This window comes from Bacteroidota bacterium, from assembly GCA_016722375.1.
Lineage (GTDB): Bacteria > Bacteroidota > Bacteroidia > Chitinophagales > LD1 > Bog-950.
The window spans coordinates 75,725-93,225 of the sequence record JADKJG010000005.1 but is presented as its reverse complement, the minus strand read 5'-3'; the positions used below and the strand labels follow the sequence as shown (position 1 = coordinate 93,225).

The 17,501-nt window shown below is 43.6% G+C and carries 12 protein-coding genes; 8 read left to right on the top strand and 4 right to left on the bottom strand.

Going from position 1 to position 17,501, the window contains the following annotated elements; genetic code table 11:
- Positions 1 to 472 precede the first annotated feature (472 nt).
- From IPP77_07730 to IPP77_07695, 8 genes are all read left to right on the top strand, one after another.
- Positions 473 to 1,084 carry a fibronectin type III domain-containing protein gene (locus IPP77_07730; protein ID MBL0309553.1) on the top strand — a complete coding sequence of 204 codons (612 nt, stop codon included), beginning with the start codon at positions 473 to 475 and terminating at the stop codon, positions 1,082 to 1,084.
- 172 nt (positions 1,085 to 1,256) lie between these two features.
- On the top strand, positions 1,257 to 1,475 hold the full coding sequence (locus IPP77_07725) for a hypothetical protein (protein ID MBL0309552.1): 219 nt from the start codon (positions 1,257 to 1,259) through the stop codon (positions 1,473 to 1,475).
- Entirely contained in the window at positions 1,465 to 1,797 is a 333-nt protein-coding gene (locus IPP77_07720) for a type II toxin-antitoxin system RelE/ParE family toxin (protein MBL0309551.1), read from the top strand. Before IPP77_07725 ends, IPP77_07720 begins: the two co-directional genes overlap by 11 nt.
- Before the next feature lie 59 nt (positions 1,798 to 1,856).
- Positions 1,857 to 2,093, top strand: a complete 237-nt coding sequence (locus IPP77_07715; GenBank protein ID MBL0309550.1) for a twin-arginine translocase TatA/TatE family subunit — start codon at positions 1,857 to 1,859, stop codon at positions 2,091 to 2,093.
- A gap of 62 nt (positions 2,094 to 2,155) precedes the next feature.
- Positions 2,156 to 3,589 (top strand): Asp-tRNA(Asn)/Glu-tRNA(Gln) amidotransferase subunit GatA, encoded by a 1,434-nt coding sequence (gatA, locus tag IPP77_07710; GenBank protein MBL0309549.1) that lies wholly within the window; start codon positions 2,156 to 2,158, stop codon positions 3,587 to 3,589.
- A gap of 111 nt (positions 3,590 to 3,700) precedes the next feature.
- The gene (ruvA, locus tag IPP77_07705) at positions 3,701 to 4,297 is read left to right on the top strand and encodes a Holliday junction branch migration protein RuvA (GenBank protein MBL0309548.1); all 597 of its coding nucleotides are present in this window, start codon (positions 3,701 to 3,703) and stop codon (positions 4,295 to 4,297) included.
- Positions 4,298 to 4,327: 30 nt separating this feature from the next.
- Positions 4,328 to 11,836: a cell surface protein SprA gene (gene sprA / locus IPP77_07700; GenBank protein ID MBL0309547.1), complete on the top strand. Its 7,509-nt coding sequence runs from the start codon at positions 4,328 to 4,330 to the stop codon at positions 11,834 to 11,836.
- A 171-nt stretch (positions 11,837 to 12,007) separates the two neighbouring features.
- Positions 12,008 to 12,235: an OmpA family protein gene (locus IPP77_07695; protein MBL0309546.1), complete on the top strand. Its 228-nt coding sequence runs from the start codon at positions 12,008 to 12,010 to the stop codon at positions 12,233 to 12,235.
- On the opposite strand, the gene IPP77_07690 is transcribed toward IPP77_07695, so the two are convergent.
- From IPP77_07690 to IPP77_07675, 4 genes are all read right to left on the bottom strand, one after another.
- Positions 12,222 to 12,902 (bottom strand): phosphatase PAP2 family protein, encoded by a 681-nt coding sequence (locus tag IPP77_07690; GenBank protein ID MBL0309545.1) that lies wholly within the window; start codon positions 12,900 to 12,902, stop codon positions 12,222 to 12,224. The genes IPP77_07695 and IPP77_07690 overlap by 14 nt on opposite strands.
- A 545-nt stretch (positions 12,903 to 13,447) precedes the next feature.
- Positions 13,448 to 15,400, bottom strand: coding sequence for a KUP/HAK/KT family potassium transporter (locus IPP77_07685; protein ID MBL0309544.1), 1,953 nt, complete (start codon positions 15,398 to 15,400; stop codon positions 13,448 to 13,450).
- A 290-nt stretch (positions 15,401 to 15,690) separates the two neighbouring features.
- Complete coding sequence (locus tag IPP77_07680) at positions 15,691 to 16,371, bottom strand: response regulator (protein MBL0309543.1); 681 nt, start codon at positions 16,369 to 16,371, stop codon at positions 15,691 to 15,693.
- The gene (locus IPP77_07675) at positions 16,368 to 17,450 is read right to left on the bottom strand and encodes a DUF4118 domain-containing protein (GenBank protein MBL0309542.1); all 1,083 of its coding nucleotides are present in this window, start codon (positions 17,448 to 17,450) and stop codon (positions 16,368 to 16,370) included. The genes IPP77_07680 and IPP77_07675 overlap by 4 nt, the downstream gene beginning before the upstream one ends.
- Positions 17,451 to 17,501: the final 51 nt, after the last annotated feature.

Here is a 17,501-nt window from a genome sequence, read left to right as displayed (position 1 = left end):
GGTCAAAATTCGACCCCTTTTTGAGGCCTGTTAATAATTTTTTTTGCCCTGCCTTGCAGGGCTTTATGCTCGAAATTGAAAGATTTTTTCGATGCACTATTGATTTTAGTATGTTTAGGCTTATATTTGCATCGTCTTTAAGTTCAGAACGCTGATAACAAGGCTCCGAGCGAAGAAGATACCCCGCCGAAAGGCGGTGAACAGACCACCTCCTCTTGGTAATAAAAAGAGGTAATGACAGAACACAAGGTGCGTTTCATATAATGAAGAATCGGTAAATTCAAACTCGACCCTGAATTTGCCGAAGGGGTCGAGTCTTCATCAAAGAAATGTTTTTAGTTCATGGCAGAGGCCTCCGAATGTTACCGGCTGGCGCCGGCAAAGTGGAGATGGTTGCACTAATAATAGTAGTAATAAAGAGCCTGTTTTATGAGAGCAGGACCGTTTTTTTAACCTTTTAAACACAAAAAATATGAAATTGAAAATGGGATTTATAGGATTGAGCGTGCCTTCAGTAATTGAGCGCTCCAGATTGATAACAGGGGCTATGACGGGAAATGTGAATTTCCCGACTCCCGACCCCACCCTTGCAGACGTGGTCACTGCTACAGATGCGTTGGAAGTATCGTATAACGCATCGCGTACCGACTCGGTGGAAATGGCCATCATGCGACTTCGGCTCATGGATTTGATGAACCTCATCCGCAAACTGGCAGCCTACGTACAGGCTACTTCGGGAGGAAATGAGGAAAGCATTTTGTCAAGCCGCTTTGATGTAGTCTATCGCGGTGCCCCTCTGGGCCCGGTGGGTCAGGTGTTAAACCTGCGGATTAAGCCGGGCAGTGTTCCGGGAAGTATTCGGGTTCTTTGGAACTCGGTAGTAGGTGCCGGAGCCTATCAGGTGCAGATTTCGACTACCAATGTTCCGGATTCGTTTCAGTTGGTGCGCATTGCAATACGCACTAACGCAGATTTGAACGGACTGATTCCCGGAGACGTTTACTTCATCCGCATCGGGGCTGTAGGCCGCGATGAATACGGAGCCTGGAGTGACGTAGGCACGGTGAACGCCAGAATATCTTAAGTCCTTTCTGACGTTGAAAGGCAACTGAAAAAAATGATTTGATATCATTTCTCACGCCGAGCGTGAAACAAACAGAAACCCTGTCCCGCTGCAGCCGGATGGGGTTTCTTTATTTTAGAAATCTGCTGAGTCGCGATGCGAATATTTATTTGGTTTATTATATCTTCGTGCAATGACTATAACCCTAAAAATAAAGAACAAGAAGAAATTGCCATTTTTCATGGAGTTGATTCACCAATTGGGTTATGTAGAGGTGGTGGAGACAGAAGAAGGGAGCGACACAGACAAGGAGTTTGTACAGGAGGTTAAAAAATCCATGCAAGACGTAGCGCTTCATCAGTCCGGGAAGAAGAAACTCAAAACAGCCAGACAGTTGTTGGATGAAGTTTAGGATAATTGCTACCGAGCCTTTCGAAAAACAGTTTAAAAATCTTTATTGGAAATATCCTTCTCTGAAAAAAGAATTGGAGTGGCTTGTAAATGGGCTTGAAACTATTCCTAAGCAAGGCACTTCTCTTGGTGCCGATTGTTTTAAGATTAGAATAGCTATCAAATCCAAAGGTCAAGGTAAGAGTGGAGGTGGACGGATAATCACCTGTGTTAAAATCGTTCATAAAACGGTTTATCTCGTCGCTTTGTACGATAAATCGGAACAGGAGTCTCTTTCTGATGAAAGGCTACATCATTTACTTAAAGCCGCAAGGCTGATTTAATAAGCTATTTTCCTCCCCTTTCCCTGTTTTGAATATCTTTGCAGGGTAAATAATCAGTCATGCAAGAACAATATGCAATATTCGGTTTAGGAACTCCCGAAGTGGTGTTAATCGTGATATTGGCTTTGGTACTTTTTGGAGGCAAAAAAATTCCTGAGCTGATGCGTGGTATTGGGCAAGGTGTCCGGGAGTTTAATTCGGCTAAAGCCAACATCAAGACGGAAATAGAAGAGGGAATGAAAAACAAACCAGCCACCACCAACGAAACCAAAGAGAAAGAGGAAGAGAAAGCCTGATTTCCCAAGTACTTTCAACAGGTACTTTCCCTAAAAAAATTTAAGTATTAATTGACGCGGCAGTGTTGCAACACCCTACCCTAAAACATATTCAAGAACAACTGAAGAGCGGAGCGCAAAGCTGCGAAGGCTTGGTGCAGTCCTATTTGCAGAAGATAGAGGCCAACCATCATCTCAATGCTTTTCTTGAAGTATTTGCCGAAGAGGCCTCGCAGCGGGCTTTATACCTCGACCGTAAATTAAAAGAAGGTAAAGCACCGGGCAAATTGTTTGGCTTGGTTATCGCCATCAAGGACAATATCTGCTACAAAGATCATCGGGTTTCTGCCGGATCAAAGATTCTTGAAAACTTCACTTCTATTTATAGTGCTACGGTGGTTGAAAGGCTATTAGCCGAAGATGCCATTATTATCGGTCGCACTAATTGCGATGAGTTTGCGATGGGTTCGAGCAATGAAAATTCTGCCTACGGAAATGTTTTGAATGCCATAGATAATAACCGGGTACCCGGTGGCTCTTCCGGTGGTTCGGCGGTGGCGGTGCAGGCAGGTCTTTGTCATGCTTCGCTGGGTTCAGATACCGGAGGTTCTATTCGTCAGCCGGCTTCATTTTGTGGGCTGGTAGGCCTAAAGCCCACTTATGGAAGAGTTTCGCGCTATGGTTTGATAGCCTACGCTTCTTCCTTTGATCAGATTGGCCCCTTCACCACTAATGTAGAAGATGCTGCGTTGATTACCGAGGTCATTTCGGGTAAGGACGAGCATGATGCTACTTCCTCTTCCCAGAAAGTTCCAGCCTATTCTTCCGAATTAAAATTTGAGAAGAAGGCGCGGATAGCTGTTTTCCCAACGGTAATGAAAAGCGAAGGTTTGAATCGGGAGGTGCTCCATGCAACCGAAGAACTTATTAGGCATCTTAAGGAGGATGGTCATACCGTGGAAGAAGCAGCGTTTGATATGTTGGACTATTTAATTGCCACTTATTACGTGCTTTCTACTGCCGAAGCATCTTCTAATCTGGCCCGTTATGACGGACTTCGATACGGCTATCGCTCAAAAAATGCGAAGGAATTGGAAACAGTTTATCGAAAATCACGTACAGAGGGGTTTGGGAAAGAAGTGAAGAACCGAATTATGTTAGGAACCTTTGTGTTGAGTTCAGGATATTATGATGCCTATTATTCCAGGGCCCAGAAGGTGCGGAGGATATTGTCGGAAAAGTTGCAAATGCTGTTTCAGCAATATGATTTTATACTCTTGCCTACTTGTCCTACGGTGGCGTTTAAGTTTGGAGAAAGAACGGATAATCCGGTAGAGATGTATCTGGCGGATATATTTACGGTATTGGCGAATCTGACCGGTGTGCCTGCTATTTCGTTACCGGTGGCGGAAGCTAAGAATGGCTTGCCGATTGGTGTTCAGTTGATGGCGAATAAATTTCGAGAGACGGAGCTGTTTGGATTTTCGGAAACTTTGATGAATTTAGCACGGACATAATAGACAATCCACAACAAATTATTAGTAATTAATCTGCCTTAAACTAAGCCTATCGCGCCTTTCTACTCTTATTAGAAAATTATTTTTAGCGCGATAATTTATTAGGCAGGCATGATAGCATATCTTAGCGGGAAAATCACATTCAAAAGCCCTACTCATATCCTTCTCGAAACAGGAGGCATAGGGTATATGGTCAAGATTAGTCTGAATACTTATGAAAGAATTCAGAAGATGGACGCCTGCACCCTGCACACTTCACTCATTGTCAAGATTGAAAATCAATCGGTCTCCGGTTTTGACCTCTACGGCTTTTTTGAGGAGACGGAAAAGGATCTTTTTGAAAAATTGATTTCTGTTTCCGGGGTTGGAGCTGCTACGGCGAGGATGATGTTGTCCTCATTTAAGCCGGATGAAATTAAAAATGCCATCATCACAGAGAACGAAGCCATGATTCAGAGTATCAAGGGTATTGGTCCTAAATCGGCTAAAAGAATCATCCTGGAGTTGAAGGATAAAGTTGGAAAAATGTCAGCCGAACACAGTCTACAACCCACTTCAAACAATACTTTGAAGGAAGAAGCGTTATTCGCTCTTCTTGCCCTCGGCTTTAATAAACAGGCGGCAGAAAAGGTGATAATCAGGCTGATGAGTCATGGAGAAATCAAGAGTGTGGAGCAATTAATTAAGGAGGCACTAAAGTTGCTTTAGGCATCAATTGCCTGTTCATTCAGAAAAACTTTGAGAGTAAAACATAAAATATTTGGAAGTATTTTGGCGCTAAGTTCGCTGAGCATTTTGCTCATGGCTTATGCGGGAAGTCGTCCTTTGCCATTTCGGTATTCCTTGCCGGAACCTTTGGCGGCTATCCCTGATTCTCCTGAATTAAAATATCCGTTGAAAGAGCGCGACGGTGATTTTGTATCGGACAAATCCAAAGACCCTTTCTATTTAAAAGATCCGCCGGCAGTAGAAGAGAAGGTGGAATACGATCCGGTTACGGGAATGTATGTCGTTACCGAAAAAGTAGGCGGCAGCAATGTGCGTCCACCGACGTATATGACGTATGATGACTACCTGAAGTACACTGAAAAACAGGAGCGGGATAAATATTGGAAAGAAAGAGCCGGCGCGATTCACCTGGTAGAAGAAAAAAACTTAGTGCCGCCTATTCAGGTAAAGAAACAATTCTTCGACCGGTTGTTTGGTGGAAGCAAAATTGAAATACGCCCGCAGGGGAATGTTGAAATGACTCTGGGAACTAACTTTCAAAAGACAGCCAATCCCAACATTCCGATACGGAACCGGAAAACCGGAGGCTTTGATTTTGATATGAATATCAACCTCAGTGTGATTGGCAAGATTGGGGACAAATTGCAGTTGGGGATCAAATACAACACCCAGTCGGGTTTTCAATTTGATAATCAGGTGAAGATTGGTTACACCGGTGATCAGGATGATATTATAAAGGTGATTGAAGCGGGAAATGTGAGTCTGCCATTAAATACCCGTCTGATTACCGGAAGTCAGGCGCTGTTTGGTGTCAAAGCACAATTACAATTTGGAAGGCTGACCTGGACTAGCATTATATCTCAACAGAAGTCGAAGAAGGAAACGATGGTGATTGAAAACGGAGCACAAAGGCAGAACTTTGAAATTCGTTCTGACCAGTATGACGAGAACCGACACTTCTTTTTATCGCAGTATTTCTATGATCAGTATGATAATGCCCTGTCCGGCTTGCCTAACATTCGTTCGGTAGTGAACATTACGCGGATGGAGGTTTGGGTAACCAACCGCACGAACGTAACACAAAACGTAAGGGATGTGCTGGCATTGATGGACTTGGGGGAGGCAGCACCCTATTCCAATAAAATTGTCAATACCTCTGGTGGAGATACACGTCCTCGCAACGAAGCAAACGACCTCTATCCGAAACTTGTTTCCAATCCATCTTACCGCTTCGTAGATAATACGGTGGCTACGATGCTCAGCTCTAATTTTCAGTTGGAGCAAGGTCAGGATTTTGAAAAAACTTATGCGCGCAGACTGAATGAGAATGAGTACACCTATCACAAGCAATTAGGTTATCTCTCCCTCAATTCTCAACTGAATCCTAACGAAGTGCTGGCGGTGGCATTTCAATATGAGTATAATGGAGCGGTCTTTCAGGTGGGCGAATTTGGCAATCAGATTCCGCCGGACTCAAATGCTACCTCCAAAGTGCTGTATCTGAAAATGTTGAAGGGAACATCTGTTCGTCCCACACTTCCAATATGGAGACTGATGATGAAAAACATCTACTCGCTCGGAGCTTATAATGTAAGCAACGAAGATTTTCGTCTTGACATTTACTACAATGACCCGGGCGGCGGATTAAAGCGTTACATGCCCAAAGGCTGTATTGAAGGCAAGCCGATTATCCGCGTAATGAATCTGGACAAACTCAATGCAAACAATGACCCACAGCCGGATGGGCTATTTGATTTTATACCGGGTGTAACAATCCTTCCACAAAACGGACGATTGATATTTCCGGTGGTGGAGCCTTTTGGTTCTAATCTTCGAAATGCTTACACCACCTGTGGCACCGGTGAGAGCATCATTAACCAGTATACCTATGATCAGTTGTATGACTCTACAAAATTCAGGGCGCAACAATATCCGGAGTTTAATCGCTTTGTTATTAAGGGGCAATACAAAGGCACCAGTGCCAATCAGATTTCGCTGGGGGCAGGGAATATTCCACGAGGCTCGGTAGTCGTTACCGCCGGTGGACAAAAATTAGTGGAAGGCGCACAGTACACCGTGGATTATAATTTAGGAAGGGTGACCATATTGGATCAGGGAATTCTTAACTCGGGACAACAGGTGAAGGTGGATTATGAAAACAATAACTTGTTTGCCACGCAAGTTCGCTCGCTATTTGGAACGAGATTAGACTACCGGATCAGTAACAAAATAAATATTGGTGGGACGCTGATGCACATGGGCGAACGGCCCTTCACCCAAAAAGTAAATATCGGCGATGACCCCATTCAGAACACTATTATGGGTCTGGACTTCAAATATGAAACCAATGCGCCTTGGTTGACGAAGGCCTTAGATAAATTGCCCTTTTATTCTACCAAGGAAATGTCCACCATCTCCACTTATGGAGAGTTCGCCTATCTGAAGCCGGGGCACTCCAAAGCCATTAATGGTCCGGGTAAGCAAGGGCAGGTTTATATTGATGATTTTGAAGGGACCAGCACCGGTTATGATTTGCGCACCCCGGCCATCAGTTGGAAGTTGGCGTCAACACCTCGTAACTCGCCAGACGCTTCGGGTAAAATAATGTTTCCGGAGGCAAATCTCATTAACGATGACCGGTATGGATACAACCGGGCCAAACTGGCATGGTATCGGATTGACAACTCGTTCTTTACAGATTTTAATGCACCCGCTATTGTAAAGGCATTGCCGGAAAACACCAAGAATCACTATGTGCGGTTGATTCCGATGCAGGAAGTTTTTCCTAATCGTCCGGTACAAACACTGGATCAAAATGTCTATACCTTAGACTTGGCTTTTTATCCAAGAGAGCGGGGACCATATAATTATGAGTATAGCGATCAGGCCGATCCGGGTTTTCAAACGAAAACGTATGGAGTTAATAAAGATGGCAGTTTAAAAACACCTCGTGGCCGTTGGGCGGGTGTGATGCGAGGGATTGATAACAGTGACTTAGAGGCAACCAACGTAGAATATATCGAGTTCTGGATGATGGATCCCTTCCTTTATAACACCACCAGTACCGGTGGCAAACTGTATTTTAATTTGGGAAGTATCTCTGAAGACATCCTGCGCGATTCGCGTATGTCTTTTGAAAACGGACTAAGCGCCGATACCACTTCATTGGACAACACCGCTTGGGGAAGAGTGCCTAGGCTACCGCCTTTGGTAGATGCTTTTGATAATGACCCCGCCCTGCGAAATGTCCAGGATCTCGGTTTGGATGGATTAAGCGATGAAGATGAGCGGCAAAAAAAACAGGTATTCCTGAATAAGATTCAACAGACGGTTGATCCGAGTGTGTTTGCCAAACTTCAAAACGATCCGTCCTCTGATAATTATGTGTTCTTCAAAGACGAAGATGTTTATGGCAACGTAGGAAACATCCTCACCCGCTATAAAGATTATTGCGGACCGGAAGGTAACTCACCGGTGCAAACAAACAGTGTACAGACTACCGCACAGACCAATGTGCCGGACAAAGAAGATTTAAATAGAGACAACTCATTAAATGAGAATGAGGAATACTTTCAGTATGAATTGGACTTAAAGCCGGGCATGGATGTAGGAAACAATCCTTACATCGTTTCAAAGGTTGAAGGCACCGGAGTGGATTATCAGAATATACCGAGCCGTTGGCTACAGTTCAGAATTCCGATTCAAAAATATAGCGCGCGCGTGGGCGGCATACCGGATTTCAAATCCATCCAGTTTATGCGGATGTTTATGACCGGTTGGGAAGATACAGCAGTGGTGCTGCGTTTTGCCACATTGGAGTTGCGCCGCAATCAATGGCGTACTTATAATCTGCCTCTGGATGATCCTTGTGAAGGCTTGGCCACGGACAATTCGCCTTCGTCCTACTTTAATGTAGCCTCTGTAGGAGTAGAAACCAATAGCAGCAAAACACCGGTCAACTATATTTTGCCACCGGACATTGAAAGGCAACAAACCTTAGGGGCGCAAGCCAACTTGTTGATTGCACAGGACGAACAATCTATCGCGCTTTCTGCCTGCGATCTGAAAGATTGCCAGACCAAAGCCGTGTTTAAAAACCTGATGCTTGATTTGAGGCGTTATAAAACTCTCAAGATGTTTGTTCATGCCAACCGGGTAGAGGGGGAGTTGCCGGTTCACGACAAGGAAGTAACCGCCTTTGTTCGTGTGGGCTCTGACTTCAAGGATAACTACTACCAATATGAAATCCCATTAACAATCACAGCAGATGGCTCTTACAACAGCGGCAATACTTCTGACCGCACAATTGTTTGGCCCGACAGCAATGTGATGGACATCACGCTGAAAGATTTCATCGCACTGAAACAAGCAAGAAATGCTACACCAGGATTTCCACACAGCGCGCCGTTTTATACTACTGATTCCAAAGGCAAGTTGTTGAGCATTGTAGGCAACCCGGACATCGGAGCCATCAAAACTATGATGCTGGGAATCAGAAATCCCGGTGTGGCCGATGCCAATAATCCCTTGCGCGACGGCGACGATGGACAAGCAAAATGCGTAGAAGTTTGGTTCAACGAAATGCGGGTGAATGGTTTTGAAGAATTTGGCGGCTCCGCGGCCTTGGGTACTATGAGCATCAAACTGGCAGATTTGGGTAATGTGAATCTCGCGGGCGAAATGCACACTAAAGGTTTCGGACAGGTGGAGCAGAAAATTGAACAACGGTATAAGGACAATCTATATAAGTACGACTTTTCCTCCAACATTGAAGTGGGTAAATTGCTTCCGGCCAAAGCCGGTATTCGGATACCGTTCTATGGTAACTACTCTCAGGCTTTCAGCACACCGGAGTTTGACCCATACCAATTTGACATTCCTACCAGAGAAGCCATCAAAAATCTTCGCTCGGTTTATGGAAATGATTCTGCAAGAAATTACCGCGCACAGGTACAAACCATCAACACCAATCGAGGATTCAATTTCAGCAATGTCCGTGTGGTGCCGCAAACTAAGCAGAAGGCTCCGCAGATTTATGACCCGGGGAACTTTAATTTGACTTATTCCTACAATGAACTTCTTTTAACCGACCCCTTCATCGAAAAGAACTCTAAAAAAGCATGGTTGGGATTGATAGGGTGGAGCTATGCACCGCAGATTAAGGATTTCACCCCGCTGAAAAAAGTATTCAAATCTAAATCTAAGTGGTTTGACATTATCCGTGATTTTAACTTCAATCCGTTCCCATCCACTTTGGCCGTCACCACACAATGGACTCGTGATTTACATGAAATAAAACTTCGTCCGTTGGGAGAAGTGGATTTTGAAATACCCACTACTTACAGCAAGAATTTTAGATGGATTAGAACCTACACTTTAAAATACAATCCTTTTAAGTCGTTAAGCATTGATTTTAATGCCACGAATAATGGGCGATTGGACGAACCGGATGGGCCGCTCAACACCAAGGAAAAGCGACAGGAGGTATGGCATAACTTCAAACAGGGTGGCCGGAATACCAATTACAATCAGTCGCTCGCGGTTAGCTACAACATACCTATTAACAAGATACCCATTTTTGATTTCATCAATTCCAATGTCGGATATACTTCTACTTATAACTGGACAGCCTTCCCTTGGCAGTCGGACCCGGTCACAGGAAAGCTAGTGCAGAATACACTGGCAAATACCATCAATAACTCTCAAAACAGCAGAGGGAAAGTTGATTTAAACTTCCGCAAGATTTATGACAAAATACCTTTCCTGAAAACTTATAATTCACCCAACCCGAATGTGGGCGACAAAGCAGAGAACACGAAAAAACGCGAAGCCACGAGAAAGGCTCGCGAAAAAATTAAAACCGAACTGGAAAAGCTAAAGGAAAGACGCAGTAAATTGAAAGATGATCTGCAACTGGCAAAGTCGGAGACGAAGGCCGACACCAGTGGCAATAAAAAGGCAACCATCAAAAAACTGAAGAAAGATTTGAAAGCGAACCGTCAAGCCATCAGAAAGAAAAAAACAGATTTCAACACCAAACAGTTCCCATCCAACTCGTTCATCTCCATACCTATACGGCCTCTGTTGGCGCTAAAGAGAGCTACGATAGATTATAAGGAGAATAAATCTACTACCCTTCCCGGTTTCGTGGGCTATTCGCAGATATTGGGAAATCAGGTACACAACAATGACTTCACTACGGACAATAACATTCGCAGTGCGCCGGGCTTTGATTTTGTTTTTGGTGGGCAACCCGGTGACCGGTTCTTCTATGGAACGGACATAGCCAAACGAAATGCCTGGTTAGATCGGGCTGCTGAAAAAGGCTGGATTTCCAAAGATACTCTGTTGAATCAGCAGTTCACTCAACTGCGTTCGCAGCGATTAGATATAACTACAGGCTTTGAGCCATTCCCTGATTTGAAAGTGGACTTCACGCTGTTTTGGGATAAGACCATCAACCATTTAGAGTTCTTTAAATACGTGCCGGACATAAACGGTGATTACAGCTTTCAGCATCTCAATCCGGTAGATATGGGTTCCTATACTATCTCCTATCTGCCAGTAAAAACCATGTTTAAGAAAATTGATGCCCAGGGCTTCTCGGAGGTCTATCGAAATTTTGAAGCTAACCGGGAGATTATTTCGCAGAGGCTGGGCACCGGTACCTATTTCAACCCCAGCGATACCACTTATAATAATGCCTATACAAATGGCTATGGTCCTAAATCTCAGGATGTATTGATTCCGGCATTTCTCGCAGCCTATGAAGGGAAGAATCCTAACAAGATCAACCTCAATCCTTTCCGCAGCTTGCCGATGCCTAACTGGCGTATTGCTTATACCGGATTCTCTAAATTCAAATGGATTCAAAAAGTGTTTTCCAATCTGACGATTACGCACGGATATAGTTCTACCTTGACCGTGAGTAGTTTTCAAACCAATCTGGATTACACACAAAGCATCCGCAAACACGGCGAGCCGGGGCTGGACAGCCTGAACGGCAATTTTTATCCTGCATATAATATGCCCAGCGTGTTGATGAATGAACAATTTTCGCCGCTTATTGGTATTGACATGACCACCAAAAACAATATCACAGCCAAGTTTGATTACAAGATGAGCCGGATGATGACGATGAACTTCGCCGATTTCCAACTCATCGAATTAAAATCAAAGCAGGTTACCTTTGGCGCAGGATATAAAGTGAAGGGGCTAAAACTGCCTATCCGGATTAAGGGGAAGAAAATCCGGTTAGATAATGATCTGAACTTCCGTTTCGATTTCAGCTATCGGGATAATGTAACAATCAACCACCGGATTGACGAACTACAGCCGCAGATAACTCAAGGAGCCGTCACCTATACCATACAACCTTCTATTGACTATATCATCAGCAAGCAGTTGAACGTGCGGCTGTTCTTCGACCAGACCAGAACTATCCCGAAAATATCTAACAGCTTTGCCACAACTAATACCAGAGCAGGTTTAACGCTGCGCTTCACGCTCGCTCAGTAATTTTCTGATAAACCAACCAAGCATCTTCCTCGGCATATGCTGTGCCCTTGTCAAAGTAAGGATGATAGCATTTGGATATTTGAAAGCAGCTATAAGCTGCCATTCTTGCGGGACGGAGGCAAATATCTTCGCCCAGTTGGGGCGGAGTACATGCCATTGAAAAAAGAATTGGTGATTGAAATTGCAGGGCATACGGATAACGTAGGTGCAGTAGAGACCAATCAAACATTGTCAGAAGACTGCGCCAATGTGGTGAAACGGTATTTGCAGAAAAAAGGTATTGCTCCTGAACGGTTGCAGGCAAAAGGTTGTGGGGACACAGAGCCCATTACTAATAATGATTCTCCTCAAGGTCGACACAAAAACCGGAGAACTGAAGTGCATATTATTTCAGAATAGCAGAATCAAGTTTCTCTTTTTTCTTTTTCATTCCGACTCTGTGTAAGTACGGGATTCCAACACCCACCAACGCTCCCACTGCATAGCCGGTAATCACATCCGTCCAATAATGTTTTCCTGCTTCATAGCGCATCACTCCTGTCAAAACGGGAAGAGCAGCGCAGGCAGACCAAATCACTGGCTTCCATTTTGAACGAGGATGATAATCTGAAAATGTTTGTGCAAAGAAAAAACTCATCGCGGCAGTTTGAGCGGTATGTCCAGAAAAGAAAGACCGATAGTTGTCCTTCTTCCACTTGCTTTCAATTGGAACATTAGGATTGTACATCAGAGGACGAGGACGGTGTATCGAATTTTTGAATAGCAGCGTCAGGGCTGTAGAGGCAAGCATTGTTTCGGCACTCATTATTACAATCTTCCCAAAATCGCGTCTGGAATTCTTTGAAATCAAATGGAACAAGGGCAGGGATAAGGCCGCATAATCAGTAATATCGCTAATATATCTCGCGCTTTTTGAAGTGTTATAAGTTGCGCCCCGATCAAAACGATTTACATCGGCACGGTCCAGTAATAAGATGGATTGTTTAGAAGGCAAACTGAATGCGTCGCCTATCACATAAGAACCGCTGGCCAGCACTATGGTTCCTATCCCAAGAGTGAGCTCCATTTCAGAAGTTATGCGATAGGGCGAATTGTTTTGCTGCCCAAAACAGAGTAGGCAGGAATGGATGATTAGAAAAAGCGCGATTAACTCAGCTTTGATGAAACTCAATTGTTCTTTACATTTCGTTGTAATCGTAAAAATAAAGTAAAGTGCCTGACAGACAAGGTGTTTGCGCCGTTTTGATGCAAACAGATACTATTTTGTACCAAGCACTATGCGTTTTGAGGCAAACACCGATGGTTCTATACAAAACACCTCGCGTTTTGACCAAAACAGACAATGAATGCACCAAGACAGATAGCGTTTTGTGCAAAACAGCTAAGGTTTTATGTGAAACGCTTAGAATAGTCCGCCGATGGGAGTGTTCACTAAAAATGTGTGCAGCTTCGCTCAAGAAGTGTGCAAGATAGCTGGAGGGCTGCTCCGCTACAAAAATGCCTTAATCATTACAAAAGCATACATCAAAATACAAATAGATCGCTCCTCCCGGTTGATTTTTTTTCTGTTGCCAATAGGATGGCATAAATAGGATATACAGATGTGTGTTCTTATTTCACCCTTTCCAAATCAATTTTGGTGGAAGGCGCAATGCGGATGGGTACCGTTTCTTCTTCTACATTGGTTAACTCCAAGCCAAAATCTTCGGCTGCTGATAGAGAGATGCTTTTGATAAAACGGTAGCCCTTGATGATGAACTGTTCATAAGGAGTTAAAGCATCATCAATCGCCACCCGGCTGTTGAGCAGGATAAATTTAAAGTCGGCTGGCATATTGAATTTGCGCAACGATGGGTAATGGGATACTTCATCCACTTCACCGTTTTGCACCATTTCTTCCACAATCTGGTTGAACATCAGGTTGACTTTGTGTTCCACTTTGAAGCCGAAAGAGAGCCGCACAAAAAATATTCTTCGCGAAACAATCGTATCCACCATGTAGGAAGCCCCGTAAGGTTCATTCGTTATTTCGACATGAATGAACCAGTAAATGTCCGCGCGCCTCGGTCGTTTGCGAAAGATGGAATAGATGATGTTGGAATCAATATGGCTTTTATCGTTCGCCATGCTCATATACACAAGATTGTTGGCTTCGCGCGGAATAGAATCATCCGACATCAACTCCTTTATCGCATTGACGTGCTGTCCTATTTCTACAAACTCAATATGCTTTTTGCGTAGTTGTCTTGCTTTATAGAAAATCCACATGCCGAAAAATAAAGCCACCGCAATGGTGAATGTGAACCATCCTCCGTGTTCAAATTTCTTCAGGTTAGAAACAAAAAATGATAGTTCGATGGAGATGAACAATGCCGATATACCCCAAGTAAAAAGGCCAGGTCGTCGCTGTACATACATCAAATACGTAAGCAAAATAGTGGTCATCAACATATTGATAGTGATAGCCAATCCATAGGCTGCCTCCATATTGCCGGATTCGCGAAATATCAATACGACTGCCAGACAACCGGCACATAAAAACCAGTTGATTGCCGGGATATACATTTGGCCTTGAAAGGCGGTTGGGAAAATCACTTTCAGATTGGGCCATAAGCGAAGTTTCATCGCCTCGTTCACCAAAGTAAAACAACCAGATATCAGCGCTTGCGAAGCAATGATCGTAGCCAACGTGGTAACCGTAATGCCCACCGGAAGAAACCATTTGGGCATCATTGAAAAGAAAGTAGAGTGTCCTTCTGGCCATGTCTGGCCATTGAAGAGACGCAGCAGATGTGCAGATTGTCCAAAGTAACAGAGTAATAGCATGAGTAGAACATAAGTCCAACTGATACGGATATTTTGTTTGCCACAGTGGCCGAGGTCAGAATACAAAGCTTCGCCACCGGTGGTGCAGAGAAATACTGCTCCCAGCAACCAAAATCCCCCCGGATATTTCAGCAGCAAATGAAAGGCATAATAGGGATTCAGCGCTGCCAGTACAGAGGGAAATTGCCATATCTCTATCAGGCCAAAGATACCAATCATCGTAAACCAAATGAGCATCACCGGACCGAAAATTCCGCCCACAATCCGAGTGCCGAATTGTTGAAAAAGAAAGAGCCCGAAAATAATGATCAGTACAATCGGTACAGTTGGAATATCAGGATCAAGAATTTTTAACCCTTCAATGGCAGAAGAGATGGAAATGGGCGGTGTGATAAATCCATCAGCAATCAACGAGGCACATCCTATAATAGCTGGGAAAATGGTCCATTTAATTTTATATCGCCTTATGAGCGCATAAAGAGCAAAGATGCCACCTTCGCCCCGGTTATCAGCATTGAGCGCAAGGAATATATATTTGAACGTAGTGATGATAAGCAAGGTCCAGAAAACACAAGAGATGCCACCATACACCAGTTCCTTTGAAATGGAATGCCCGCTTACAATCGCGTTCAGTACATAGATAGGAGAGGTCCCTATATCGCCATATATTATTCCAAGTGTGATGAGAATGCCTGCGGTCGTAAGTTTGGTGGGACTTCCTTTTTGACTATCGTTCATTTGCTTTTTAAAATCTAACTATGGTGGAAAGAATAATCCGGTTTTCGTCCTTGACAAGATCGGCCGTAAAGTACACGGGGTCGCCGCTGGGAGAAGTATTCCCTTCGCATCCTGAGAAGTTAATCATGCTAGTATTTTGGTTTGCGAACTCGATATAAAAAGCGATTAAGCCGTTTAGCAGATAACACAAACAAGTAGAAATCAAAGGCAGTTGTGCTCCTGCTGCTGGGGTCAGAGGGTTTCATTCCGATATTTTCGTCGAATTCATAAACTATAATTATGGTTTTGATTTATCTTCCAGCAAACCGATAGCCTACCCCCGACTCTGTAATAATGTACTCTGGTCGGTTAGGGTCGGTTTCTATTTTTTTTCTTAGTTGTGCAATAAACACCCTCAGGTATTGTGATTCATGAACATATTGGGGGCCCCATACCTGCTTGAGCAGATACTGGTGTATCATTACCTTTCCTTCATTTTTCATCAGCAAGGTCAGCAGACTATATTCAGTGCCTGTTAATTTCAGCACCTCATTATTTTTTTTCACCGTTCTTGCGATTAAGTCTAGAGAAAGATCACCCAGATTAATAACCGATTCGGATTCTTCTGTGTTTTTACGCAGTGCGGAACGGATGCGCGCCAATAACTCTCCGGTGCGAAATGGTTTCACTAAATAATCGTCCGCTCCGTTATCCAGTGCTTTCACAATATCTTCTTCACTGCTCTGCACCGACAAGATGATAATTGGTTTGTTGTACCACTCTCTTAGCTTCTCCAAAGTTTCATGTCCGCTGGCATCTGGCAGCCCGATGTCAAGCAGTATTAAATCAGGTGGATGGTTTGCGGCAGCTATTAAACCTGCTTTTGCGGTTTCCGCCGAGTGAATCTTGTAGCCATTGGATTGCAGGGTAATTTCCAGCAACTTGATGATAGCGGCTTCATCATCTATCACTAATATTTCAGCGTTGTTCATTTTTCAGTAAGTTTAGGATAGGAATGTTTCGCCGGAATTTCAATAGTGAACCGTGCGCCGCCCAAAACCGAATTTTCTACCCACACTATGCCGTCATGTGCTTCTACAAAACCTTTGACAATAGATAAACCCAAGCCGGTGCCACCAGATTTGGCTCCCTGAAGCCGATAAAATTTATCGAACACCTTGTTGATTTCATTATCAGGAAACCCTTTTCCATTATCTGATATGGTGATAATCAGTTTATCCTCTCTGGTGGTCGCCTTGATGCTGATAACAGTATTCTCCGGTGTGTATAGTCCGGCGTTATTAACCAGATTAAAAAGCGCTTGTTCCATCCACACAAAATCAAGTTGAAACAGAGGAAAATTTTCGGGGATATGGACATTTACTTTATGATGGCGAAGATTAATTGCTGCCAGCTTCAATGCAGCATATATAATCTCATTCACGTCGCACCAGTCTTTTTTAGGTTTTAGTAATCCGGACTCAATTCGCGACATATTCAACAGATTTTCGACTTGCTCGTTTAGCCTTAATGCCGCCCTAGATATTTCATGCACTAGTTGGGTTTTATTTTCCTCCGAAAATTTTTCATTTTCTGATTGAAGATTATCTGAAGCACCAATAATGGTAGTAATAGGGGTGCGCAACTCATGCGACAGAGAGTTCAATAGTGTATTGTAGAATTTAACCGCATTTGCTTTCTCTTCTTTGTCTCTAGCTTCCTTTTCCACCTGCCGGATTTTATAAGTCAATACCCCGTTCACTAAAGCAATAATGAAGTAAGTAACCAGCATGATCCGATCTTGGGTAGAACCAACTGAAAAAGTATAACGAGGTGGAATAAAAAGAAAGTCCCATAGCAGGGCACTTAAAAACGCTGAAAGCAGAACCGGGATAATATCATAGAACATTGCCAAGACAGATACCGTTACCAGTAATGCAAAGGCAATAATCTGGTAACCGATAAAATCATAAGTAGTGTAGCCGACAGCTACTACCAATACTATCGAGATAATACTGACGAGGTATTGGGTTGATTTCTGCGGACGATTGAAAAGAAACCTTGACAAGATGTTTGAATTACGTTGCAAAAGTAGACTTGATATTATAAATAATGTATAAAA

Excerpts from the sequence above, each read along its gene's own strand:
- IPP77_07730 (MBL0309553.1), top strand. The coding sequence starts at position 473 with ATGAAATTGAAAATGGGATTTATAGGATTGAGCGTGCCTTCAGTAATT.
- IPP77_07725 (MBL0309552.1), top strand. The coding sequence starts at position 1,257 with ATGACTATAACCCTAAAAATAAAGAACAAGAAGAAATTGCCATTTTTC.
- IPP77_07720 (MBL0309551.1), top strand. The coding sequence starts at position 1,465 with ATGAAGTTTAGGATAATTGCTACCGAGCCTTTCGAAAAACAGTTTAAA.
- IPP77_07715 (MBL0309550.1), top strand. The coding sequence starts at position 1,857 with ATGCAAGAACAATATGCAATATTCGGTTTAGGAACTCCCGAAGTGGTG.
- ruvA (MBL0309548.1), top strand. The coding sequence starts at position 3,701 with ATGATAGCATATCTTAGCGGGAAAATCACATTCAAAAGCCCTACTCAT.
- IPP77_07690 (MBL0309545.1), bottom strand. The coding sequence starts at position 12,902 with ATGGAGCTCACTCTTGGGATAGGAACCATAGTGCTGGCCAGCGGTTCT.
- IPP77_07685 (MBL0309544.1), bottom strand. The coding sequence starts at position 15,400 with ATGAACGATAGTCAAAAAGGAAGTCCCACCAAACTTACGACCGCAGGC.
- IPP77_07680 (MBL0309543.1), bottom strand. The coding sequence starts at position 16,371 with ATGAACAACGCTGAAATATTAGTGATAGATGATGAAGCCGCTATCATC.